This window comes from Mucilaginibacter rigui, assembly GCF_014773275.1.
In the GTDB taxonomy this organism is placed as follows: Bacteria; Bacteroidota; Bacteroidia; order Sphingobacteriales; family Sphingobacteriaceae; genus Mucilaginibacter; species Mucilaginibacter rigui_A.
Genome location: NZ_JACWMW010000003.1, coordinates 611,945 through 633,429, shown reverse-complemented (window position 1 = coordinate 633,429; position 21,485 = coordinate 611,945). Strand labels below are relative to the sequence as shown.

Annotated in this window: 22 protein-coding genes; 12 read left to right on the top strand and 10 right to left on the bottom strand. The window is 41.5% G+C overall.

Annotation, left to right across the window (positions count from 1 at the left end):
- Window positions 1-64: 64 nt before the first annotated feature.
- Together IDJ75_RS16260 and IDJ75_RS16255 are read right to left on the bottom strand one after the other, a co-directional pair.
- Window positions 65-1,213 carry an efflux RND transporter periplasmic adaptor subunit gene (locus tag IDJ75_RS16260; RefSeq protein ID WP_191176669.1) on the bottom strand — a complete coding sequence of 383 codons (1,149 nt, stop codon included), beginning with the start codon at window positions 1,211-1,213 and terminating at the stop codon, window positions 65-67.
- A gap of 41 nt (window positions 1,214-1,254) precedes the next feature.
- The gene (locus IDJ75_RS16255) at window positions 1,255-2,607 is read right to left on the bottom strand and encodes a TolC family protein (protein WP_191176668.1); all 1,353 of its coding nucleotides are present in this window, start codon (window positions 2,605-2,607) and stop codon (window positions 1,255-1,257) included.
- Window positions 2,608-2,951: 344 nt separating this feature from the next.
- Here IDJ75_RS16255 and spt point away from each other — a divergent pair, with 344 nt between their 5' ends.
- The 11 genes from spt to IDJ75_RS16200 all read left to right on the top strand — a co-directional run bounded on the left by spt (window position 2,952) and on the right by IDJ75_RS16200 (window position 14,679).
- The gene (gene spt, locus IDJ75_RS16250) at window positions 2,952-4,163 is read left to right on the top strand and encodes a serine palmitoyltransferase (RefSeq protein ID WP_191176667.1); all 1,212 of its coding nucleotides are present in this window, start codon (window positions 2,952-2,954) and stop codon (window positions 4,161-4,163) included.
- A 60-nt stretch (window positions 4,164-4,223) separates the two neighbouring features.
- Window positions 4,224-5,342 carry a hypothetical protein gene (locus tag IDJ75_RS16245; RefSeq protein WP_191176666.1) on the top strand — a complete coding sequence of 373 codons (1,119 nt, stop codon included), beginning with the start codon at window positions 4,224-4,226 and terminating at the stop codon, window positions 5,340-5,342.
- Window positions 5,343-5,578: 236 nt separating this feature from the next.
- Window positions 5,579-6,901: an inositol-3-phosphate synthase gene (locus IDJ75_RS16240; RefSeq protein WP_191176665.1), complete on the top strand. Its 1,323-nt coding sequence runs from the start codon at window positions 5,579-5,581 to the stop codon at window positions 6,899-6,901.
- A 276-nt stretch (window positions 6,902-7,177) separates the two neighbouring features.
- Window positions 7,178-7,552 (top strand): GtrA family protein, encoded by a 375-nt coding sequence (locus IDJ75_RS16235; protein ID WP_191176664.1) that lies wholly within the window; start codon window positions 7,178-7,180, stop codon window positions 7,550-7,552.
- A gap of 15 nt (window positions 7,553-7,567) precedes the next feature.
- Window positions 7,568-10,117 carry a DUF5686 and carboxypeptidase-like regulatory domain-containing protein gene (locus IDJ75_RS16230; protein ID WP_191176663.1) on the top strand — a complete coding sequence of 850 codons (2,550 nt, stop codon included), beginning with the start codon at window positions 7,568-7,570 and terminating at the stop codon, window positions 10,115-10,117.
- Window positions 10,118-10,147: 30 nt separating this feature from the next.
- The gene (locus IDJ75_RS16225) at window positions 10,148-10,861 is read left to right on the top strand and encodes a CDP-alcohol phosphatidyltransferase family protein (protein WP_191176662.1); all 714 of its coding nucleotides are present in this window, start codon (window positions 10,148-10,150) and stop codon (window positions 10,859-10,861) included.
- Window positions 10,858-11,469, top strand: a complete 612-nt coding sequence (locus IDJ75_RS16220) for a DUF4833 domain-containing protein (RefSeq protein ID WP_191176661.1) — start codon at window positions 10,858-10,860, stop codon at window positions 11,467-11,469. The genes IDJ75_RS16225 and IDJ75_RS16220 overlap by 4 nt, the downstream gene beginning before the upstream one ends.
- A 5-nt stretch (window positions 11,470-11,474) precedes the next feature.
- Window positions 11,475-12,101, top strand: a complete 627-nt coding sequence (locus IDJ75_RS16215; RefSeq protein ID WP_191176660.1) for a sterol desaturase family protein — start codon at window positions 11,475-11,477, stop codon at window positions 12,099-12,101.
- Window positions 12,094-13,032, top strand: a complete 939-nt coding sequence (locus tag IDJ75_RS16210; protein WP_191176659.1) for a phosphatase PAP2 family protein — start codon at window positions 12,094-12,096, stop codon at window positions 13,030-13,032. The genes IDJ75_RS16215 and IDJ75_RS16210 overlap by 8 nt, the downstream gene beginning before the upstream one ends.
- A 224-nt stretch (window positions 13,033-13,256) precedes the next feature.
- On the top strand, window positions 13,257-14,033 hold the full coding sequence (locus tag IDJ75_RS16205; protein WP_191176658.1) for a hypothetical protein: 777 nt from the start codon (window positions 13,257-13,259) through the stop codon (window positions 14,031-14,033).
- Between the two features lie 82 nt (window positions 14,034-14,115).
- Window positions 14,116-14,679 (top strand): CAP domain-containing protein, encoded by a 564-nt coding sequence (locus IDJ75_RS16200; RefSeq protein ID WP_191176657.1) that lies wholly within the window; start codon window positions 14,116-14,118, stop codon window positions 14,677-14,679.
- Here IDJ75_RS16200 and IDJ75_RS16195 read toward each other — a convergent pair.
- The 3 genes from IDJ75_RS16195 to IDJ75_RS16185 form a co-directional block, all read right to left on the bottom strand.
- A complete protein-coding gene (locus IDJ75_RS16195; protein WP_191176656.1) occupies window positions 14,676-14,933 on the bottom strand; it encodes a DUF1456 family protein in 258 nt (85 codons plus the stop codon). The genes IDJ75_RS16200 and IDJ75_RS16195 overlap by 4 nt on opposite strands.
- Before the next feature lie 234 nt (window positions 14,934-15,167).
- Entirely contained in the window at window positions 15,168-15,857 is a 690-nt protein-coding gene (locus IDJ75_RS16190; RefSeq protein WP_191176655.1) for a pseudouridine synthase, read from the bottom strand.
- A gap of 122 nt (window positions 15,858-15,979) precedes the next feature.
- Entirely contained in the window at window positions 15,980-16,831 is an 852-nt protein-coding gene (locus IDJ75_RS16185) for an MBL fold metallo-hydrolase (protein WP_224746642.1), read from the bottom strand.
- 164 nt (window positions 16,832-16,995) lie between these two features.
- On the opposite strand from IDJ75_RS16185, the gene IDJ75_RS16180 reads away from it, so the two are divergent.
- Entirely contained in the window at window positions 16,996-18,138 is a 1,143-nt protein-coding gene (locus IDJ75_RS16180; RefSeq protein ID WP_191176654.1) for a putative sensor domain DACNV-containing protein, read from the top strand.
- On the opposite strand, the gene IDJ75_RS16175 is transcribed toward IDJ75_RS16180, so the two are convergent.
- From IDJ75_RS16175 to IDJ75_RS16155, 5 genes are all read right to left on the bottom strand, one after another.
- A complete protein-coding gene (locus tag IDJ75_RS16175; protein WP_191176653.1) occupies window positions 18,133-18,486 on the bottom strand; it encodes a cupin domain-containing protein in 354 nt (117 codons plus the stop codon). The two genes, IDJ75_RS16180 and IDJ75_RS16175, sit on opposite strands and share 6 nt — an antisense overlap.
- Window positions 18,487-18,488: 2 nt before the next feature.
- Entirely contained in the window at window positions 18,489-18,773 is a 285-nt protein-coding gene (locus IDJ75_RS16170) for a GNAT family N-acetyltransferase (RefSeq protein WP_191176652.1), read from the bottom strand.
- A gap of 148 nt (window positions 18,774-18,921) precedes the next feature.
- Window positions 18,922-19,545 (bottom strand): alpha/beta hydrolase, encoded by a 624-nt coding sequence (locus IDJ75_RS16165; RefSeq protein ID WP_191176651.1) that lies wholly within the window; start codon window positions 19,543-19,545, stop codon window positions 18,922-18,924.
- 4 nt (window positions 19,546-19,549) lie between these two features.
- Window positions 19,550-20,485, bottom strand: a complete 936-nt coding sequence (locus IDJ75_RS16160) for a ring-cleaving dioxygenase (RefSeq protein WP_191176650.1) — start codon at window positions 20,483-20,485, stop codon at window positions 19,550-19,552.
- Between the two features lie 35 nt (window positions 20,486-20,520).
- Window positions 20,521-21,375 carry a pirin family protein gene (locus IDJ75_RS16155; RefSeq protein WP_191176649.1) on the bottom strand — a complete coding sequence of 285 codons (855 nt, stop codon included), beginning with the start codon at window positions 21,373-21,375 and terminating at the stop codon, window positions 20,521-20,523.
- Window positions 21,376-21,485 lie beyond the last annotated feature (110 nt).

Sequence of the window (21,485 nt, the reverse complement as noted above, 5' to 3'; positions counted from 1 at the left end):
TGCTTATGTATTTCGGGGTAAATACCCCGCTTAGCTTATCCTATTATGGGATATATCCAATTAATTATTTTGCAGCAGGTGCACTTTTACCATCTTTCCCTGCCGGTGCAGCGCCAGCAGGCGGGCCAAGGGTTATCTTGCCACCATCACGCAACCTTTGGAAACCTTCGGTAATAACCTTTTCGCCCGGTTTAACGCCATCCAACACAATAACATTACTTTGAATGCGCTGCCCTATCTTTACTTTACGTTGTTCGGCAATGGTATCTTTAGATATAAACACAAAAAATTCACCCATCTGCTCGGTTATCGCTTTGTAAGGTATCTGCACGCGGTCGCCCGAGTTATCGTTAAGTACCTGCAATACACAGCTCATTCCGTCTTTCAGTTCATCATGTTCATTTGGGAATTGTACACGCACTTTAATAGTACCTGTTTGGTCATTTACGCCGCGGTCAATAGCAAATATCTTCCCGGTTTTGTTAAAGGTTGTTCCATCCGGCAACTGTAACCTGAAAGTGGTATCGGTACCTGCTTTTTGTATTTTATAAAAACGGCTGATGTCTTGTTCGTTTATCACAACATCAACACCAATGGGGTTACCTGTTGATATTGTATTTAACAATGTAGTACCTGGCGAAACCTGCGCACCCAGTTTAACCTGTGATATGCCTATACGGCCTGTAAATGGTGCCCTTATTGTAGCATAAGAAAGATCCGTAGCGGCAGAAGAAACACCTGCCTGCGCAACAGCAACCTGGCTTTGGCTGGTTTCGAACGCAGCGGTAGCCTGGTCAACCGTTTGGCGCGCTACCGCATCGTTTTTCAACAACATGTTATAGCGGTCAATATCTTTCTGTGCTTTGCTCAGGTTTGCTTTGGCACTTAATAAGTTGGCCTTGGCCTGCTCATAAGCAGCTACATATTTGCGGCGGTCTATCTCATACAATGGTGCACCTTTAGTTACTACGTCACCTTCTTTAAAAAATATGCCGGTAATAAAGCCGCTAACCTGGCTGCGTAATTCAACTGAATTTAATGCAACAACGGTTCCCTGGTATTTATCATAATATATGGCATCGGCCTTTTTTGCTTCAGTAACGTTTACCGGTGTTGCAGGCGGCGCAGCATCCTGTTTAGGCCCTTTGCTACCGCATGACGAAACTGTTAGTAATGCCATGGCAGCAATGCAGTAGATATATGTATTTTTCATGTTATAAGTTGTCGAATGTGTGATGATGATGATAATTTTTTTTACTCTGTTGGCAATGTACCCAAAGCTTTTTCCAGGTCTATTTTGCTTGATAGTAATTGGAACAGTGCGTTATAATAATTCAGTTCGGCTGTGCGCAAGTCGGCTTGCGATACAATAACATCAAGGTATGTTTTAATCCCCTCGCGGTACTGCAGGTCTACAACCTTATATACATCTTTGGCAAGTGTAACGTTCTCGTTAAGCGTTTGCCAGTTATAATAGCTGCTTTTATAATTTGCCAGCGCCTGTGTATATTCTGTATTAATTGCGTTACGGCTGTTCACCAGGTCAAGATCTGAACGCTCTACCTGTAAGCGTGCCTTGGCCAGGTTTTGTAAACGTTTACCACCTGTAAAAATCGGGATAGATAAAGAAAGCCCTGCGAATGATGTTGGGAATGCATCCTTATACATTTTAGAGAAACTATCATTAAAGTACCCCAGGCTATATCCGCCAACGGCAGATAACGATGGCAGCCAGCCCCATTTATAATAGGATATATTTAAGTTAAGCAAGTTTTTTTGCGTTTGCAGTAATTGATATTCAATACGGTTTGTATAATTTAAAACCTGGTTGGTGTCAATAACAGCCTCGCTTTGTAAACGTGCCGAATCATATGAAAGGCTTAACTGCCTGTTGGGGTTAAAACCCATTATCTGTTTCAATAAAGCGGTTTTGCTTTTTATAGCTTCCTGTATTTGCTTTTGCGATGCAAGCGAGTTATTTAATGCGATGGTTGCTTGTTTATAGTCTGTTTTATCAACCACACCTGCCTGGTAACGGGAATAGGCATCCTTTAAACTGCGGCGAAGCCTTATAATATCCTCCTTAATAATATCCAGTTGGCGTTGTGATAACAGTACATCATAAAATGCCTTGCTCACATCAGATACAACATCAATCTTGCTGCTTTCGGTATTCTGCTTATAGTACTGCCTTGAATATTTTGATGCACGCGATGCTTGTAACACATCGTTATTATATATAACCTGGCTGGCCTGTGCGCCCAGGCTGGATACATTATGGGCTATAGCTAAATTTTGTCCTGAACCGCTACCTGTCCCTGTTCCGGTACCAGCTGCAACCTGTGCGGGCCTCTGAAAATAATGCTGATACTGGCCTGTTGTACTAATTTGTGGCAACCAATTTGATAAACTTATCTTAATATCGCGTTCGTTAATTTGCTCGTCAATATTTGCCTGTTTAAGTTGTGGTTGGTTACGCAGGGCAAAATCAATACTTTGTTTTAACGTTACTACAGCAGTTGTTGTATCTGAAGCCGTTTGGGCAAATAGTATTACCGGCGAAAAAATTAGTATATTAGAGAGGAATAAGTAGCGTAGTTTTTTCATAAATGATTGAAAGTAACATATAAAAACGAAAAATTTAAAGAAAGGTTCTCTTTATTTTCGATGTTATTAACAGGGATGCGAATATGAGATTATTCTATTTTAATAAAAAACACACAACAGAAATTTTACCTAATTAGGAGATTTGAATGATAATTGGCACGATTTTCAACTTTTTCAAACAAAATGTAAAATAGTGGTGGGGAATAAATAAAAAATTTAATTAATTTGCCTGATGGAAGTATATTAACGTACTATTAAGGTAGTGTGTAAAAAATTTACATTCTCCATGCAAGTTATAAGCTTATTCATGGTATTTTTACAAAAAATTTAAGCAGTGTTTATAAATGGTTAAAAAATTACACGAGAAGATTGCCCAGTTCCAGGATGCAAATATGATCAGGGCACAGGGACTGTATCCTTTTTTCAGGCCAATAGAGTCTGGTCAGGATACCGAGGTGATCATAAACGGCAAACGTGTTTTAATGTTTGGTTCAAACTCCTACTTAGGTCTTACGAACCATCCTAAAATAAAAGAAGCTACAAAAAAGGCAATTGACAAGTACGGATCAGGTTGTGCAGGCTCAAGGTTCTTAAACGGGACACTTGATATTCACATCGAACTCGAAAATCGTCTTGCAGCGTATGTCGGCAAAGAAGCAGCAGTATTATTTAGTACCGGTTTCCAGGTAAACCTTGGGGTTTTATCATGCATCACAGGCCGCAACGATTATTTGATACTTGACGAATACGACCACGCCTCAATTATTGATGGTACACGTCTGTCATTCTCAAAAGTTATTAAATATGCCCATAATGATATGGCTGATCTGGAACGCAAGCTAAGCATGCTGCCGGAAGAAGCCGTAAAAGTTATTGTTGTTGACGGTATCTTCAGCATGGAAGGCGATATTGTTAAATTGCCTGCAATTGTTGAGCTTGCCGACAAATACGGCGTTAACATTATGGTTGATGATGCACACAGTTTAGGTGTAATTGGCCATAACGGTTCAGGTACAGCATCACACTTTGGCTTAACCAACCAGGTTGACCTTATTATGAGCACCTTTAGTAAATCATTGGCATCACTTGGTGGTTTCATCGCCAGCGATCATGATACTATCGACTATATTAAACACCGCGCACGTTCACTAATGTTCAGCGCCAGCATGACCCCGGGCTCGGTAGCCAGCGTAATTGCAGCCCTTGATATTATTGAAGCCGAACCGGAACGTATCCAAAAACTTTGGGACAACACCAACTACGCCGTTAAATTATTAACCGACGAAGGTTTTGATATCGGCGCATCAGAAAGCCCGATACTACCTATATATATCCGCGATAACGCAAAAACTTTCCAGGTAACTAATTATCTGCAAAACGCAGGTGTATTTGTTAACCCGGTTGTATCCCCTGCCGTTCCGTCTGATTCATCATTGTTAAGGTTCTCATTAATGGCAACACACACATTTGCACAGATAGATGAAGCAGTAGAAAAGCTTATACAGGCATTTAAAGTGGTAGGCGTAACTAATAGTACTATTAAAGAAAATATATAAACTCTTTAAATATACCGGTACTACTGCCTGCATAGTACCGGTATTAACCCAACATCAACAATGAAAAAAATTGTTCCGGTACAGTCGAAAAAAGAACTTGCTACTTTTATTGACTTCCCGCATGATCTGTACAAAAACGACCCACTTTACGTACCCGAACTATTTATTGCACAAAAGGACCTGCTAACCACGCACCCTTTTCACAAACATTCATCATTACAAACTTTTTTAGCTTATGATGGCGATAAGGTTGTTGGGCGTATCGCAGCAATTTTCAACACCAATCACAACGCGTTTAACAACGTTAGCGATGGTTTTTTTGGCTTTTTTGATGTTATTAATGATCAGGAGACAGCAAATTTATTAATTAATGCAGCTATTGATTGGGTTAAGCAAAAAGGTGCCACTAATATTGTTGGCCCTGTAAACCCAAGCACCAACGAGGTTTGCGGCCTTTTGATTAAAGGGTTTGACCGGTCGCCGGTAGTAATGATGCCTTACAACCCCGAATACTACATCACCTTACTGGAAAATGCCGGTTTCAAAAAACAAACCGACCTGCTGGCCTGGTACTGGGATGGCGCTAACTACAACGATAAATCATTAAGGATGCTGGATATGTTGCAGGATCGGCTTAAACGTAACAGCAACATTGTTATCCGTAAAATAAACCTGAAGAACTTTAAGCAGGAGGCTAATGCCCTGCGCGATGTATATAATAAAGCATGGGATAAAAACCTTGGCTTTTTCCCCATGACCAATGAGGAGTTTGACTACACAGCAAAAGACCTTAAAATGATATTAGACCCTGATTTTGCCTTAGTGGCCGAGCAGGATGGTAAAATTGTTGGCTTCGGTGTAGCAATACCAGATATTAACCAGATCCTTAAAACCATTAAAAAAGGCCGGTTATTGCCTACAGGTATCTTTAAGCTTTTATTAAACAAAAAGAAGATCACCGGTATACGTATTATGCTTTTGGGTGTAATAGATGGTTACCGCAAGTTAGGTATCGAAGCCAGCCTTTATGGCAGCATTATAAAAGAATACAGGCGTAAGGGCTTAAAATACGCCGAAGCATCATGGACACTTGAAAACAATGATATGGTAAACCGTGCTATTGAAGCCATTGGCGGCGACCAGTACAAAACCTACAGAATATACGAAAAGGCCTTATAAAACAGTCAATCTTCATCTGCCTGTAAACTTTATAAAAATATAAGTTTTTAAAACAAAATTTATATTCTTTTGCCCCTCAATTAAAGTTGGGTTATGTATGCTTTAATTGCACTAAAAAGATAGTAACCGTGCTTTGGCACTACTATAATACAAACAGTAAACAAGAAAACTATCATATAACATGCCCCCTACGTGTTGTATAATAGCTGCATTATCCTTAAAACAAAAAACAAGTAATGAAAATTAACATTAAACCTGCAGAAGGTAAACTTGGTATTTTAATACCTGGTTTAGGCGCAGTAGCTACCACACTAATTGCCGGTGTTGAAGCTGTAAAAAAAGGCATATCGCAACCAATAGGTTCATTAACCCAAATGGGTAGCATCCGTTTAGGCAAACGTACCGAAGCCCGTCATCCAAAAATTAAAGATTTTGTACCATTGGCTAACCTTAACGATGTTGTTTTTGGTGGCTGGGATGTGTACGAAGATAACGTTTACCAGGCAGCTGTAAACGCAAAAGTACTTGAGCGCGACCTGTTAGATTCAGTAAGGGAAGGTTTAGAATCAATTGTACCTATGAAGGCCGCGTTTGATAAAAACTACGCTAAAAACCTTGATGGTACCCACATTAAAACCGGTACCCGTTATGAGCTTGCACAGCAAGTTATGGAAGACATTAAAAACTTCCAGAAAGATAACGGCCTTGACCGTGTAGTATTAGTTTGGTGTGGTTCAACCGAGGTTTACTTTGAAGGTTCTGAGATCCACGAAACTTTAGCAGCATTTGAGCAAGCTTTAAAAGATGATGATAAACGTATTGCACCAAGCATGATATACGCTTACGCAGCTTTAAAACTTGGTGTACCGTTTGCAAACGGCGCTCCTAACTTAACTGTTGATATCCCTGCGATGATTGAGTTAGCTAAACTAACTAAAACACCAATTGCAGGTAAAGATTTTAAAACCGGCCAAACTTTAATGAAAACTGTATTGGCACCAGGCCTTGCAGCACGTTCATTAGGTGTACATGGCTGGTTCTCTACCAACATTTTGGGTAACCGCGATGGTTTGGTACTTGACGATCCTGATAACTTTAAAACTAAAGAGGTATCAAAACTTGGTGTATTAGAAGATATTTTACGCCCTGAAGATAACCCTGAGCTTTATGGCGAGATCTTCCACAAGATCCGTATCAACTACTACCCTCCGCATGGCGATAACAAAGAAAGTTGGGACAACATTGACATTTTTGGCTGGTTAGGCTACAAAATGCAGATCAAGATCAACTTCCTTTGCCGCGACTCTATCTTAGCAGCACCTATCGCTTTAGACTTAGCTTTATTTTGCGATATGGCTAAACGTGCTAACATGAGCGGTATACAGGAGTGGTTATCATTCTACCTTAAATCGCCGCAAACCGCGCCGGGTTTACATGCCGAGAATGACATCTTTAAACAACTTATTAAACTGGAAAACACCTTGCGTTACCTAATGGGCGAAGACCTGATCACGCATCTGGGCCTTGACTATTATGACGATATGTTTGCCGGTCAATAATTTACCGTTTTAAATAAGAAAACCGGTTATTGCCTTACATGGCGGTAACCGGTTTTTTTATTTAAAGGAAATTCGCTTAAAATGACGATATTCGCGACCGGAAACGCACCTCACCCCGAGGTTGTTTTTTTAGTTCATACTACGATAGCTTTATTTACGTAGATAGTAACAATGAGTTAGTTACATGGTCTGATAATTGCTATAAAGCAAGCGGTATAACTAAGATCTTACGGCAAGATCAAAAACAAAACAAAAGCCGGACATATTTAAACGTGAATGGCAACATTTGTTAAGGCTCAGGCGTCATCCTTTATAGCATCCTTATTTGACTTTTTGACCACAATAGTCTGCAAGGAATTTTTCTACCTTTGGTACGTTATAGCAAGCCTGATCGGAACCATTGTTGGCGGCGTAACAAACTTTGCGTTAGGCAGGGTTTGGGTATTTAAAAAACGTAAAGAAAAAACCATCCCGGTACAAGCCTTCAAATATATGTTGGTTTGGGGTGGCAATGTAGCCCTTAATACTGGTGGCGTATTTGTAGTTACGCATTTTATTGGGTTAGATTATAAAATATCAAAGGTTCTGGTATCGTTTACTGTTGGGATAACTTACAATTATTTCCTTCAGAAAAAGTTTGTTTTTGCATAATATTGAATAAGGTTAATGGTTTTTAAATACACGTATAAGTTTTTCTTTCTTGTACTTTTTTTACTGATAAGTGTTGCCGTAAAGGCACAGGTTACTGTTGTAAGCGGTAAAATTACCGATGGCGGCAATAAAGATGGCCTTCCGTTTGTGTCGGTATCTTTTGCAGGCACCACCATTGGCGTAACCACCAATGGCCAGGGTTATTACAAATTAACTTCTACTCAGCCCCAAACAAAAATAAAAGTAAGTTACATAGGGTTTAAGGATGCTACCTACAATGTAGCACCGGGTATTGAGCAGGTACTTAACATCCGGATGATTCCCTCATCTACAGAATTGGGCCAGGTAACTATTAAAACCGCTAAAAAAACAAAATATGTTAATGATAACCCGGCTGTAGCTTTAATACGCAAGGTTATTGAAAATAAAGAGAAGAACCGACCCGAGGCATACGATTTTGTAGAGTACAAAGAGTACGATAAAATGCAGTTCTCGCTCAGCAATATATCTGATAAGGTTAAAGAGAAAAGGCTTTTCCGCAAGTATAAGTTCATGTTCGAAAATAAGGACAGCACCACCTACCCAGGCAAAACCCTGCTCCCCATTTATCTGAAAGAAAGGCTATCGCAAGTATATTATCGCAAAAACCCAGAGGTAACCCGTGAGGTGATACTGGGCGAAAAATCAGTAGATTTTGGGCCGGGTTTTGATACCGAAGGTGTTGGCCAGTACTTTAAACACCTTTACGAAAAGGTTGATATTTACGATAACAGCATTTTACTATTAGGCCGCCAGTTTTTGAGCCCGATAGCTAACAGCGCCCCTACCTTCTACAAATTTTTTATTACCGATACGGTTACGCTTGATAATGGTAAAAAGCTGGTAGAACTTAGTTTTACGCCGCGTAATACCAACGATATCCTTTTTGAGGGCCAGATCTTCATCACCCTTGATGGTAACTACGCTGTGCAGAGAGCGGGCCTGAGGATAAACAAAAACATCAACGTAAACTTTGTGCGCAGCATGAACGTTGACCAGGATTTTGAACTGAACCCTGATGGCCGCTATCACCTGAGCAGAAGCAACACCTTTGCCGATTTTGGCATTACAGAAAAGCGAAAAAGCGGCTTATTTGGTACCCGAACGCTCACCCGCAAGAATTACGCGGTTAACATACCGCACCAGGACACCTTGTACAAGGCAAGGCCCGAACTGGGAGATGAAGAGTTGCGTAACCGCCCCGAGAGTTTCTGGGCAGAGAACCGCTTGGATACTCTTACAACTGCCGAATCAAAGGTTTATAAGAATATTGATAGCCTGGTACATATGCCATCATTCAGGCGTACGGCCGATATTATTAACCTGCTGTTTGCCGGTTTTAAAAACTTTGGCAAGTTTGAGGTTGGCCCCGCCAGCACATTTTACAGCTTTAACCCGGTAGAGGGTTTAAGGTTGCGCGTGGGTGGCCGTACTACTGCCGACTTTAGCAAACGTATATTTTTTGAAGGCTACACCGCATATGGTTTTAAGGATGAAAAATTGAAATATCAATTTGCAACCTCGTACTCGTTAAACAATAAAAGCATTTACCGTTTCCCGCAAAACTACATCCGTGCAAGTTTTCAGCGGGATACCAAAATACCGGGGCAGGAACTGCAGTTTGCACAGGAAGATAATTTTCTGCTGTCATTTAAACGCGGTAAAAACGATAAGTACCTGTATTACGATGCCTACCGTTTAGATTATGTGACCGAATTTGAGAACCATCTATCATTCAAATTTGGCCTCCGGAAATTAACACAGACACCTGCGGGAAGCCTTTATCCTTTTATCAATACCGTAGCTACTGATCAGTTTCAGCATTTAACCACAAGCGAAGTAAGCGCGGGCATCCGTTATGCGCCGCATGAACAATACTACCAGGGCAAGCTTTTCCGCGCGCCAATTATTAACCAATATCCTATCTTGTCGTTAGATTTTACCCTGGGTTTAAAAAACGCGCTGGGTGGCGAGTACGGGTACAGGAAGTTTGATTTCCGTGGCGATAAACGCTTTTACATAGCCCCTTTTGGCTTTGCCGATGTGGTTTTAGAGGGTTCAAAAACCTTTGGGCAGGTACCTTACCCCCTGCTTAACATCCACCGTGCCAACCAAACTTTCGCCTACGTTATCGATTCATACAACTTAATGAACTTCCTGGAGTTTGTGAGCGATCACTCGGTAGCGATCAATATAGACCAGCACTTCGGCGGGTTTTTCTTTAACAAGATCCCGTTGTTCAAAAAATTAAAATGGCGCGAAACGCTGTCATTCAAAGCACTGTACGGTGGCTTAAGCGATCAAAGCACGCCATCATTACATCCAAACCTTTACCAGTTCCCTGTTGATGAGAACGGCGTACCTATTACCTACGCACTTGGCAAAACGCCATATATGGAAGGTAGCATAGGCGTTGAAAACATCTTTAAATTCATCAGGGTTGATGCAGTAAAAAGGTTTACCTACCTGGACCACCCCGGCATTGCCCCGTGGGGAATACGGGTAAAGATTAAGTTTGATTTTTAATATGTTTAATTTTATTTATTTTTATAACTAATGGAACCACAAACATCAGTACGCACAAGTTTGCAACTGGGGATATATAAAATTATCGACCCATTTGTAAAACTTCTGATAAAAGTAGGGTTAACGCCTAATGCAGTAACCTCTATTGGCTTCGTTTTAAATGTAGGCGTTGCAGCCATATTTATTATAGGTGCCGAAGACGGTAACCGCGGCGATTTTAGCTACGTAGGCTGGGCAGGTGCATTAATACTATTTGCAGGCCTTTTTGACATGCTCGACGGGCAGGTAGCCCGCCTGGGTAACATGAAATCTGTTTTTGGCGCCCTGTACGATTCTGTGCTTGACCGCTACAGTGAATTGATCATGTTTTTAGGCATCTGTTATTACCTTGTTGCCCACCATTACTTCTTAAGCTCCATATTTGCGTTTATAGCGCTTATTGGCTCAATGATGGTAAGTTATGTACGCGCCCGTGCCGAAGGCCTTGGGGTTGATTCTAAAGGCGGCCTGATGCAACGCCCCGAGCGTGTAGTAACCATCGGGTTATGCGCTATTGCCTGTGGTGTAGCATCATCATACATTGGCGGCGATTATAAACTGTATGTTCCGGGTATTAAATGGCATGTTTTCGAAACCATGTCTATCTTTACCTTCCCTATAACCATACTTGCGGTATTAACAAATTTAACTGCCTTTAAAAGGCTGGTAAATGCCAAGAAGGCATTGTCTGAAAAAGAAGAATGATCAAATCCCCGTTAACGCATTTACTGGTACTATTTGTAGTTTTTACGCTATCAGGTTTTAAACTGGCAGCCAATGCTCATAACCTACGTAATGTAAAACAAACAGATACCACGAGAGTACGAACGGATGAAAATGGGCGGATATATCCAATACCGCCCGCAAATGTAAATCGTTTATTTTATTTGCAGCGGTCGCCAAATATCAATGCCCTGTCGTATGATATCAATATCGATGAAAAAACAGGCAAACCCGATGAGGACTCGCCCATTCATACCTACTGGCTTCAATATGCAGAAAAGAATGGCGAACCATCTGAATTAACGTTTATACAGCGTAAATTTGCTTATGGTGTAACATCAAAATCATTGGGTAACGATAAGTATGATATCAGAATTATGTCATACAAAAAATTTCCGCTTACATTAATGAGGGCTGCCGACGGAAAATATCATATCTTCGCAACTGTGGCCAAAAAACAGATCGTGCTTCAGAATATTTTTATTCAGATTGATGGAGGTTCGATGTGGTCACCAAATATTGTTTATATAGAAATGAAGGGTACCGACCCTGTTACGGGAAAAGAGGTTACAGAACGTTTTAAACCTTAAGTGTTATGGCTAAGAATTTTGTTTCAAACTCGCAGGAATCTGTGAGGATGTTTAAGAGTAGTTTTTTAGAGAGTTTATCAAAGGTGCATTACTTTGTGCCCATTATAATTTTTGTACCGGTTATTTTGGTTTCAAGCTACTTTGCTTACGACAGGCAAATTGGCATGGGTAACTACATCTGGCTGTTTGTAGCAGGCTTGTTTATATGGACGCTTACCGAATATGTTATGCATCGTTTTGTATTCCATTTTGTACCAAAGGCTAAATGGGCGCTGCGTTTACACTTTATTTTCCACGGCGTACATCACGATTACCCAAGCGACGCAAAGCGCCTGGTGATGCCGCCATCAGCAAGCATACCATTGGCCACAGGCTTTTACTTTTTGTTTAACGCCCTGCTGCCTGCAAACTATATTTTTGGTTTTTTCCCGGGCTTTATTTTAGGTTACCTGGTTTATGATATATCGCATTATGCCATACACCATTTTAACTTTAAAGGATCGTTCTGGAAAACCATAAAACAACACCACATGCTGCACCACTACCAGGACCCTACCAAAGGTTACGGTGTAAGTTCCCCGCTATGGGACAAAATATTTAATTCAGATTTCACTAAAAAGCAGAATGGCTAACGCTGTTGACGGTGATATACAGGTCAATGCAAAAAGTATAAGCATTGTTACCGGTATATCTATCGCATACTTCATCTTATCTATCTTATTAGTTGGCTTTAAAACAGACCAGCTGATTTTGATTGGCATATTTAACGTGTTATTTTACGCATCGGTAATAACGCGCAAGTTTATTTTGGGCTTTTCTATTTTTATCGTGTACTGGGTGATATTTGATTATATGAAGGCGTTCCCTAACTATAATTATAATGATGTTGCCGTAAAAGGGTTATACGATGCAGAAAAAAGCCTGTTCGGTATAAAACTTAACGGCGCTATACTAACCCCTAACGAGTACCTACGCCTTAAAAGCACAAGCTTTATTGATGTAGCAGCCGGTATTTTCTACCTGTGCTGGATCCCCGTACCGCTTGCATTTGCCGCATACCTGTTTTTTAAAAATAAACGCCAGTTTCTGTACTTTTCGCTAACCTTTGTGTTGGTAAACATGCTTGGCTTTATTGTTTATTACGTATACCCGGCAGCACCGCCTTGGTATATACAGTTTCATGGCTTTAATTTTCACCCGCTTACACAAGGCAACACAGCCGGCCTGGCACGGTTCGATAAGTATTTTAACATCAACCTGTTCAAATCCATCTACTCAAAGGGTTCAAATGTGTTTGCTGCAATGCCATCATTGCACTCATCTTACCCGGTTATTGTATTATACTATGGCATTAAAAACCGCCTTGGCCTTATCAATTGGTTTTTTGGGGTTGTAATGGTAGGGATATGGTTTACCGCCGTTTATGCCAGCCACCATTATGTGCTTGATGTTATAGCAGGAATTTTAACAGCAACATTAGGCATCCTGCTATTTAACTGGGTATTATCTGCATCGGCCAACTTCAACAGGTTCATCAATCGTTACGAAAGCGTCATCAGGTAAAACAAAATTCTGTTATACTGTACATTACCATGTACTAATATTTAACTGCTGATAAAATTTAGCAGCGCCAATACCTATTTATTAAACTGTAAGTAGCTATAAATCAAACTAATTATGCTATTAGCAATGTTTATTGTAAATTGCACGCCCCGCAATATTTATATTAAATAAACGGGCATAAAATTTGATTGCAGTATAACATACATATTGATATCTGTTTGCAGATGAAAAAACTTTTTATACTCATCACATTTATATTAGCCGCTACTACATTTGCCGTGCATGCAGATGATGTTGACAGAAGCAGCATAGACAGCCTTAAGCAAAAATTACAGCTCACTACTAACGATACCCTTAAAGGCGCTATATATACCCAAATTGCAACCGAGTACCTTAAATTTGATAAACAGCCTAACCGTAATGTAAGGGCCTATTACCAAACAGAAGCTATCCATTATACTTTATTGGCCCTGCATAATTATAGCTATTATGAAGATACTACAGGTATCCGGTCGAGCTTTGATGACCTGGCAAGGGTTTATATCTCGCAAAAAAAATACAGCGAGGCTAAGTGGTTTACGCTCCAATCAAACAAGATATCGCGCAAGGTAAAAGACATACCCAACATTATTAGTTCATTGGTAAAGCTATCGGCCATAAAAATGGAACTTGGTGAATATAAAATGGCTGCACGAGATCTGAACGAAGCCTTAAAATGGTCTACCGCTAATAATATGCCTGCTTTAGAAGCCGTTGTGCAGCAAAATTATGCCTACCTGTATAACCGTCAAAAAGATTATGAAAAAGGCGACGCCGCAGAAAAGCGCGCTACTGAGATAGCAGCACAATTGCAACGCGACGAGGAAAAAGGCGTAATTATTACTTTTGATAACACCCCTGTAAAGGATAAAAAGCCTGCTCTTATCAAAAAAAAGAAACCGGTAGTGGCTGCAAAAAAGCCATTAAAAACGGCGGCAGCAGGTAAACTGGCATCGTTATAACCCTCAAAAAAACTTCACGAAATTTACGCCATGGTTATATATAATTAAACCATAATACGTTAATAATGTCTGAATTATCGACATGAAGAAATACATTTCAGGCATTTTATTCTCTATAACCGTATTGGTGTTCAGTTCGTTTATTTTAATAAACAGGGCTGATGACAGCGCTTCGTTTAAACAGGAGTTTTTAAACCTGATTAATAAAACCCGCGCAAAAGGCTGTAATTGCGGCGATACTTATTACCCCCCTGCCCCACCCCTTGTTTGGAACAGCGATTTGGAAGAAGCAGCCAAAGGCCATGCAAAAGATATGGCACGAAGAAATTACTTTAGCCACGAAAGTAAGGACGGCCGAACCATGAACACCCGTATTGTTACTGCCGGCTATGTATTTAAAGGCTGGAAAAGTTTTATGATTGGCGAAAATATTGCCTTTGGGCAAACCAGTATCCCCGAGGTAATGGCCGGTTGGTTTAAAAGCGAAGGCCATTGTAAAAACCTGATGAACCCCGGTTTTAAAGAAGTAGGTGTTGCCGAAAACAGCAAATACTGGGTACAAGATTTTGGTGGGCGCGAGCCGTTTAGCGAGGAACAGCAACGGCTTATAAAAAGCGGTAAGTACCGCTTGATCCAAAAGAATTAACTATTCTCTTTACGCTCTGGCTTGGGTGTTTTTGGAGGCATAGGGCCACGAAGATGTATAACCAGGCCGTTTAAAAAGTTACGCAGCAGTTGGTCTTTACATTGTACATAATTGGGGTGATCTTCGCTACGGAATATAGCGCTCAACTCTGTTTTAGTAGTACGAAAATTAGCCAGTTTTAATATTTCAACAATATCATCATCGCGAAGGCTGAGGGCCACACGCAGCTTTTTCATTACCTCGTTATTACTCATACTGCAAATATAAAGATTGTTTATTAGTTAGGATGCAAATTCAAGTTTCGCTTTCCACCATGCGTTCCAAATGAAAAAAACGGAATAGTGCCTATTCGGGAATATTCATCATAATTACTGTACCCAACATCATAATTAACATATTTAATTTAAAATATTTGATCAAAAGCGATATAAAAGGGGCGTTTTAAAGTCGTTTCAGGGTCGTTTTAGGGCGCAGAAAATTTATTGAATTTATTTAATATCCTCCCAACCCATCAGTTGCATTACCCGCTTAAACTCCGGCTGTAAAGGTGCTTTTATAACTATCTCCTCTTCTGTAACTGGGTGTATAAATGTAAGTTGTGATGCGTGCAACAGCATAGTTTCCATCTCCCACGTTTCTTTAAAAAACTTATTCTGTTTATTGCATCCATGCGTACGGTCGCCAATAATAGGGTGAAATATATGGGCAAAGTGTTTACGCAGCTGGTGCATACGGCCGGTTTCCGGCGACGCCTCAATAAGTGAATATCTTGATGTTGGGTGCGCGCCGAACGGCACATCAAGCTCGGCCCTGTTGAGGGTTGTATATCGCGTTAGGGCCTCCTGTAACGTACCATTCTCTTTACGCAAAGGGTAATTTATCTCCTCATTATCAGGCGTGTATCCGCGTAATATAGCCAGGTATTTCTTTTTTACCCTGTTTTCCATAAAGGCCTGCTGCATGGATATCTCGGTAGGTTTATCAAAAGCAAAGAGCAGTACGCCCCCCGTTTTTCTGTCGATACGATGAGCGGGGTTCACCTTCTTCCCTATCTGGTCGCGTAGCAATTGCAAAGCAAATTCTTCTGCATCGGCAGCTATAGGCGACCTGTGCACCAGTAACCCGTGCGGTTTATTTATAGCAATAAGGTTTTCGTCTTGATATAGTATGTCGAGCATGAATAGGAGCTATACTTTGTTCACTTAAATAGCGCGAAAATTTTTTATTTAATACATTGATTATAAGCAAATTACAAAATACACATGCGGTTCAGGCTGTGAACGTGAACACTTAATAAATGTTAGCCTATTGCAAACTGAAACTGCCCGGTAATTTGGTTAAGCATCTGGCTGTCGCCTGGAGCAACCGGCAATGGATCTATCACAAAAACAGGGCTTTCCTCATATCGCGAAGCAACACTGATATGCGTATCACCGGCATGCCCGGTAAACATTTTCAGCGCCAGCTCGGGGCAATTGTTATCTTTCGATAAATGCGCTAATAATACATGGCTCATATAACTTGGTTTATGCTCAATAAATATATCAAGCGCCTGTTTATTTGATAAGTGGCCTTTCCCGCCCCGGATCCGCCTTTTCAGAAAATATGGGTATCGGCCCTGTTCCATCATTTCCTCATCGTAATTAGCTTCAAGGAACACTGCATGGCATTGCGCAAAATGGCGGATCAGGTGTTCGCACGGTGCGCCAATATCTGTAAAAACACCTATGCGGATATCGCCGTTGGTTACCATAAAGCTATGTGGCTCAACAGCATCGTGATGTTTAGGGAATCCAATAATCTCCAGGTTCCCAATTTTAACCGCCAGATATGATTTTAAGGGGATGCATAACTCTTTTGGCACATCTCCGCAATGATGTACTGTACCATCGGTAACATACACCGGCAAGCGATATTTACGTGCTAAAACACCCAGCCCTTTAATATGGTCGGTATGTTCGTGCGATATAAAGATGGCTTTTACCTTTTGCATGGATAAACCCAGGCGGGCCATGCGCTTCTCGGTTTCGCGGCATGATATACCGGCATCTACCAGCACCGCTTCACGCTCGTTACCAACGTAATAACAATTGCCGTTACTCCCCGAATTCAATGACGCTATAAACACCGGCATATATACAAAGTAAAACATTTTGTATAAATACTAAAAGCTTTAGCGCAGTTAATTTTCAACATAAGAAAATCCACTTACTGCACATCAATTGTCACATCAACCGCAAACAATATTAACTTACATAACATTAACACTAATGCCCGCAGATATTAACTATAATTGTATTGAAAAACACTTGTACAATGCTATCTGAACCTACCTATTTACCGGCCCGCATGGTTGCGCCCGAAATTGAAGCCCACTTTAAAAAGCATCAGTTTGCGGCGCAAAGTATCACCGATAGTAATATAGCTACCGCACCGGATAGCCATATCATTGAAGCGGTTATTGATATTGCATTTTGGGCCAGTATGCGGCGCGAGGAAGGGCGGTCACCCAATATATCATTAGCGTTATTACAGCCTTCACAATCAGATAAGCCCCTTATTTTTGGCGAGAAACTACGATTAACTACCCAAAACCTTATTAAGCTTGCCCCTGCCGTTGAGCAACCCGGTATTCACTTAGGTGTTTGGCCCGACGGCGACGACTTGTTTATATGGGGCACTACGCACAGTGTACCCGCCATTTGCTTTGTTTTAGAGGTAGTTGAACCCGGCTTGCTGGTAATTAAACACCGCCGGGTTGATGGCTTCGGTAAGTTTGTGAATGTAGCCGTTTTACAAGGCGACCAGATAAAAGTTTTAGATGAGGCCACCATGGGTGTGGCCGATTGCCCGCAATTGCTTAAATCGCTTGCCAATATGCCCCTGCCATCGTACATGGGCGAATCCTTTAACGTACTTGTACAATTAGCGGCATCTATGCGCAAGCATAAACGTGGGGGATTGGTATTGATGGTACCGGCGGGGACAGAGAAATGGAGGGAATCTATCGTACAACCGGTAAAATATCCTGTTATACCAGCCTATGGCGCTATTGATGAACTTTTAAAACTTACCGAACAGGAACGTAAAAAACTGGAGTGGCAGGAATCGTTACTGGAAGCTATTGACCTGATAGGGGGCTTTACAGCTGTTGATGGCGCTACGGTTATTACTGATAAATACGACTTGCTTGCTTTCGGTGCTAAAGCAGCCCGTTCGGCTAATAATGTACCCGTAGGGCAAATCATCATGACAGAACCTGTTGCCGATGGCAAAGCGGTAAGAATGCACCCTGCCCAAAGTGGTGGCAGCCGCCATTTAGCAGCTGCACAATTTGTAAGCGATCAGCACGATGCTGTGGCATTGGTGGCTTCGCAGGATGGACAGTTTACGGTATTTGCCTGGTCGGTAGAACTGAGTATGGTGCATGCCCACCGGATAGATGTACTGTTGTTATAGAATGATAAACAGGGAGTTCCGCTCCTTTTGCTCCAGATTACTACTGCGATGGCCTTTACCTGTGGTATCTTCCATCAGCAAGATCTCGCCGGGTTTAAACGCCCGCTTTTCTCCGGTTGATGTTTCAATCTCTACACCACCATCAAGCAAAACTACGTATTGCCTTTGCGGCGCATTGTGCAGATCATTATAACCGGCGGGTACTTTTCTGAATTGTAGTTGCTTAACCTGCACATTTTGTGATAAGTGACCGATTGGCCCGGCATCCGTTAACGGGTAAAACACTTCATCAAAACGGCTTTCGCCATTTTCGTCTGCATATACACGGGTTACTTTAAAGGTTTCCATATTTAAGCTACTATTCTATTCCACTCAGGGTGGCGTTTTAAAAAGAATTGTACGTAGGCGCATAAAGGCACTAGCTTTAATCCCTTTTGTTCAATGTAGGTTAATGTTTTCTCTACTATTGCTGCAGCAACGCCACGGCCTTCCAGCTCTGCAGGCACTTCGGTGTGGATCAGGTAGATCTTGTTATCCCTGGTTTTGTAGTCAATAAAAGAGCGATGCCCGTCTACAACCAGTTCAAAGTTGTGAATAGCTTCATTATTTACAAGTTCTATATTATCGTAATTCATTTTCTTACTTTTTTAAACTGACGCGATGTCCACAGCGCCAGTAAATAATCGATCATTTTTTTCATCAAAGTAATTAGTTTTTAATGGCGATGAAGCTATCATGAGCCGTTTTATTAGTTCCGTTTTTGAGCGGAGGCTCATGATGGTTTCATATAAACACCATTTGATTAGCTAATGCAATTTCGTCATAACTAATGGTATGCTGGCGGCCTTTATAAACTTTTACACTAACATTAGCATTCATGCCCTTTAATTGCTCTGCGCTTTCTTCTACCCTGCTCAATGGTACATGCGGGTCTGGGTCGCCGGTAGTAATCAATACAGGCGTACCTGCAAAATCGCCTTTATAGTTATTTAGGTTTAACTCTTCGCCAATCAATCCCCCGGTAAACGCTACCGCGCCCCCATATTGTTTGGCATTACGGGTGATGTATTCCAACGTTAAACATGCCCCTTGCGAAAACCCGGCAAAGTAGATCTTATCAGCAGTAAAACCATCCGCCAAAGCCTGCGCTACCACTTCATCAATAAGTGCTAAAGCCGAGCTTAATGCCGGTTCATTTTCTTCAACAGGTGCTAAAAAGCTGTAGGGGTACCAGCTATTATTAGTAGCCTGTGGCGCATAAACGGTCATTTCAGTTGCGTTAAACTCGCGGGCAAGCCTCATGATATCGGCAGCCGAAGCGCCTCTGCCATGCAGCATGATCAGGGCAGCTTTTGCATTGGCGGCTGGTACGCCGCCAATGCTTATTTGATTGCTGTGTGTGTACATTTGCTTAGTCTAATTTTGGTAATGATTTTTCTAAAGCACTGCGGAACCTTTCGTGTTGTGCAGGCAATTTTAAATGTGTGCCTAATTCATCCACAGGTTCGTCAACGCTAAAGCCCGGGTTATCGGTAGCAATCTCGAACAATACGCCTCCCGGTTCGCGGAAGTATAACGAGTAGAAGTAGTTACGGTCTATCTTATCAGTAATATTCAACCCTAAAGCTGCTATTTTCTCACGATATTGCATTAACACCTCCTCATTTTTAACCCTAAATGCCACGTGGTGAACAGAACCACCGGCTACGTGCCCGGCAACTTCACCTTGAACCTCTACCAGGTCTACAATATTGGCATTATCAACCGCATCGGTTATAAACCTGTAACGGTTTACATGCTGCTCTAATAAACGATAGCCAAACACGTTAGTAAGAATATCAGCAGTTGGCTGCATTTTGTTGGTGGTGATGGTTATGTTATGAAAACCTTTGGTCGCATTATCTGCCTTGATCTCATCAGTTTCCCATGGCAAGCGGGCATCGGTAGTTTTTGAGGCTATCAATTCCAGTTTTAAACCATCGGGGTCTAAAAAGGTAAGGTACTGCTCCCCAAATTTTTCGGCTACTTTGTTATAGGTGACGTTATGTTTTTCGAAGCGTTTCAACCAAAAATCAAAACTGCCTTCGGGTACAGAGTAACCAATCTCGGTTGCCTGCCTTGCGCCGCGCCTGCCTGTACCAATCCCTTCCCATGGGAAGAAAGTAAGGATAGTGCCGGGCGTACCTTGTTTGTCCCCATAGTATAGGTGATAAGTTTCGGGGTCATCAAAATTCACAGTTTTTTTAACCATGCGCTGCCCCAATACTTTTGTATAAAAGTCGTGATTACGTTTGGCATTGCCTGCAATTGCTGTGATGTGATGTATGCCGTTTATTGTATTTTCCATGATCTGTGTGTGTTTATTTTTTATGTTTAGTTTATTTAAAATTCAAGTTTGCCGAATACACCATTTTTATAATCATCAATAGCCTGGTTGGTTTCTTCGGCGGTGTTCATTACAAAATTGTCTTTAGCGGCAACCGGCTCTTCAATTGGCTCGGCGCTTAAAAACAGTATTAGTGCGTCTTCTTCGGCTGTCAGTATAATCTCTTCATTATCTTTCTCAAAAACAATGAGGTTATACTGACTAACCGTTTCCTGGTTTATGGTTACACTACCTTTTGCTATATAAAGCAATGTCCAGTAGCCAGGGGTTGCCATCAATTGCACCTGTTTGCCTTGTGCTATTTCGCCCACTATTGATACAATGGGGGTATAACTTTTCAGCGGACCGGTTTTACCGTCGAAGCTGCCGCTTGCCAGCCTTAGGTTTACCCCATCCTGCTGTAATATATTAGGCAGTTGCGCTTTGGTGGCCAATTGATAGCTTGGCTCGTCCCATTTATTTGCTTTGGGTACGTTTATCCAAAGCTGGATCAGCTCCTGTGTGCCGCCATTTTTTAAAAGGTCGGCGGTTGGGCCCTCGCTGTGCAAAACGCCCTTGCCTGCAAACATCCATTGCACATCTCCGGCTTTAATAATGCCATCGTGCCCAGCACTATCCTTATGGTAGCCTTCGCCCTGCAACTGAAACGTAACCGGTGCAAAGCCACGGTGCGGGTGCGGATGAATGCGCAATTCCTGGTCCGGTGTAATTTCCTTTGGCCCCATATGGTGCAAAACGATGAACGGATTAGCAAACCTGAAATCAATATGTGGCAATGGCTGCCTCACAGCTTCTTCTTTGGTTATTTGCTTCTCCCTGCCTGCAAGGATATGTTGGATCTTTTTTTTCATATCTCTTTCGATTTGATATAACAAAGATACCGTGTAAGAGCTCGCAGCCCAATAATGTAGGTTAATGCCAATACTTATGGCAGGTTAAGAGGAAAACTTAATGTAGATTA

Excerpts from the sequence above, each read along its gene's own strand:
- IDJ75_RS16170 (WP_191176652.1), bottom strand. The coding sequence starts at position 18,773 with ATGAATTACGATAATATAGAACTTGTAAATAATGAAGCTATTCACAAC.
- IDJ75_RS16260 (WP_191176669.1), bottom strand. The coding sequence starts at position 1,213 with ATGAAAAATACATATATCTACTGCATTGCTGCCATGGCATTACTAACA.
- IDJ75_RS16180 (WP_191176654.1), top strand. The coding sequence starts at position 16,996 with ATGCTATCTGAACCTACCTATTTACCGGCCCGCATGGTTGCGCCCGAA.
- IDJ75_RS16235 (WP_191176664.1), top strand. The coding sequence starts at position 7,178 with ATGGCAACATTTGTTAAGGCTCAGGCGTCATCCTTTATAGCATCCTTA.
- IDJ75_RS16210 (WP_191176659.1), top strand. The coding sequence starts at position 12,094 with ATGGCTAACGCTGTTGACGGTGATATACAGGTCAATGCAAAAAGTATA.
- IDJ75_RS16200 (WP_191176657.1), top strand. The coding sequence starts at position 14,116 with ATGAAGAAATACATTTCAGGCATTTTATTCTCTATAACCGTATTGGTG.
- IDJ75_RS16205 (WP_191176658.1), top strand. The coding sequence starts at position 13,257 with ATGAAAAAACTTTTTATACTCATCACATTTATATTAGCCGCTACTACA.
- IDJ75_RS16225 (WP_191176662.1), top strand. The coding sequence starts at position 10,148 with ATGGAACCACAAACATCAGTACGCACAAGTTTGCAACTGGGGATATAT.
- IDJ75_RS16160 (WP_191176650.1), bottom strand. The coding sequence starts at position 20,485 with ATGGAAAATACAATAAACGGCATACATCACATCACAGCAATTGCAGGC.
- IDJ75_RS16165 (WP_191176651.1), bottom strand. The coding sequence starts at position 19,545 with ATGTACACACACAGCAATCAAATAAGCATTGGCGGCGTACCAGCCGCC.
- IDJ75_RS16190 (WP_191176655.1), bottom strand. The coding sequence starts at position 15,857 with ATGCTCGACATACTATATCAAGACGAAAACCTTATTGCTATAAATAAA.
- IDJ75_RS16220 (WP_191176661.1), top strand. The coding sequence starts at position 10,858 with ATGATCAAATCCCCGTTAACGCATTTACTGGTACTATTTGTAGTTTTT.
- IDJ75_RS16230 (WP_191176663.1), top strand. The coding sequence starts at position 7,568 with ATGGTTTTTAAATACACGTATAAGTTTTTCTTTCTTGTACTTTTTTTA.
- IDJ75_RS16240 (WP_191176665.1), top strand. The coding sequence starts at position 5,579 with ATGAAAATTAACATTAAACCTGCAGAAGGTAAACTTGGTATTTTAATA.
- IDJ75_RS16185 (WP_224746642.1), bottom strand. The coding sequence starts at position 16,831 with ATGTTTTACTTTGTATATATGCCGGTGTTTATAGCGTCATTGAATTCG.
- IDJ75_RS16245 (WP_191176666.1), top strand. The coding sequence starts at position 4,224 with ATGAAAAAAATTGTTCCGGTACAGTCGAAAAAAGAACTTGCTACTTTT.
- IDJ75_RS16155 (WP_191176649.1), bottom strand. The coding sequence starts at position 21,375 with ATGAAAAAAAAGATCCAACATATCCTTGCAGGCAGGGAGAAGCAAATA.
- spt (WP_191176667.1), top strand. The coding sequence starts at position 2,952 with ATGGTTAAAAAATTACACGAGAAGATTGCCCAGTTCCAGGATGCAAAT.
- IDJ75_RS16195 (WP_191176656.1), bottom strand. The coding sequence starts at position 14,933 with ATGAGTAATAACGAGGTAATGAAAAAGCTGCGTGTGGCCCTCAGCCTT.
- IDJ75_RS16175 (WP_191176653.1), bottom strand. The coding sequence starts at position 18,486 with ATGGAAACCTTTAAAGTAACCCGTGTATATGCAGACGAAAATGGCGAA.
- IDJ75_RS16215 (WP_191176660.1), top strand. The coding sequence starts at position 11,475 with ATGGCTAAGAATTTTGTTTCAAACTCGCAGGAATCTGTGAGGATGTTT.
- IDJ75_RS16255 (WP_191176668.1), bottom strand. The coding sequence starts at position 2,607 with ATGAAAAAACTACGCTACTTATTCCTCTCTAATATACTAATTTTTTCG.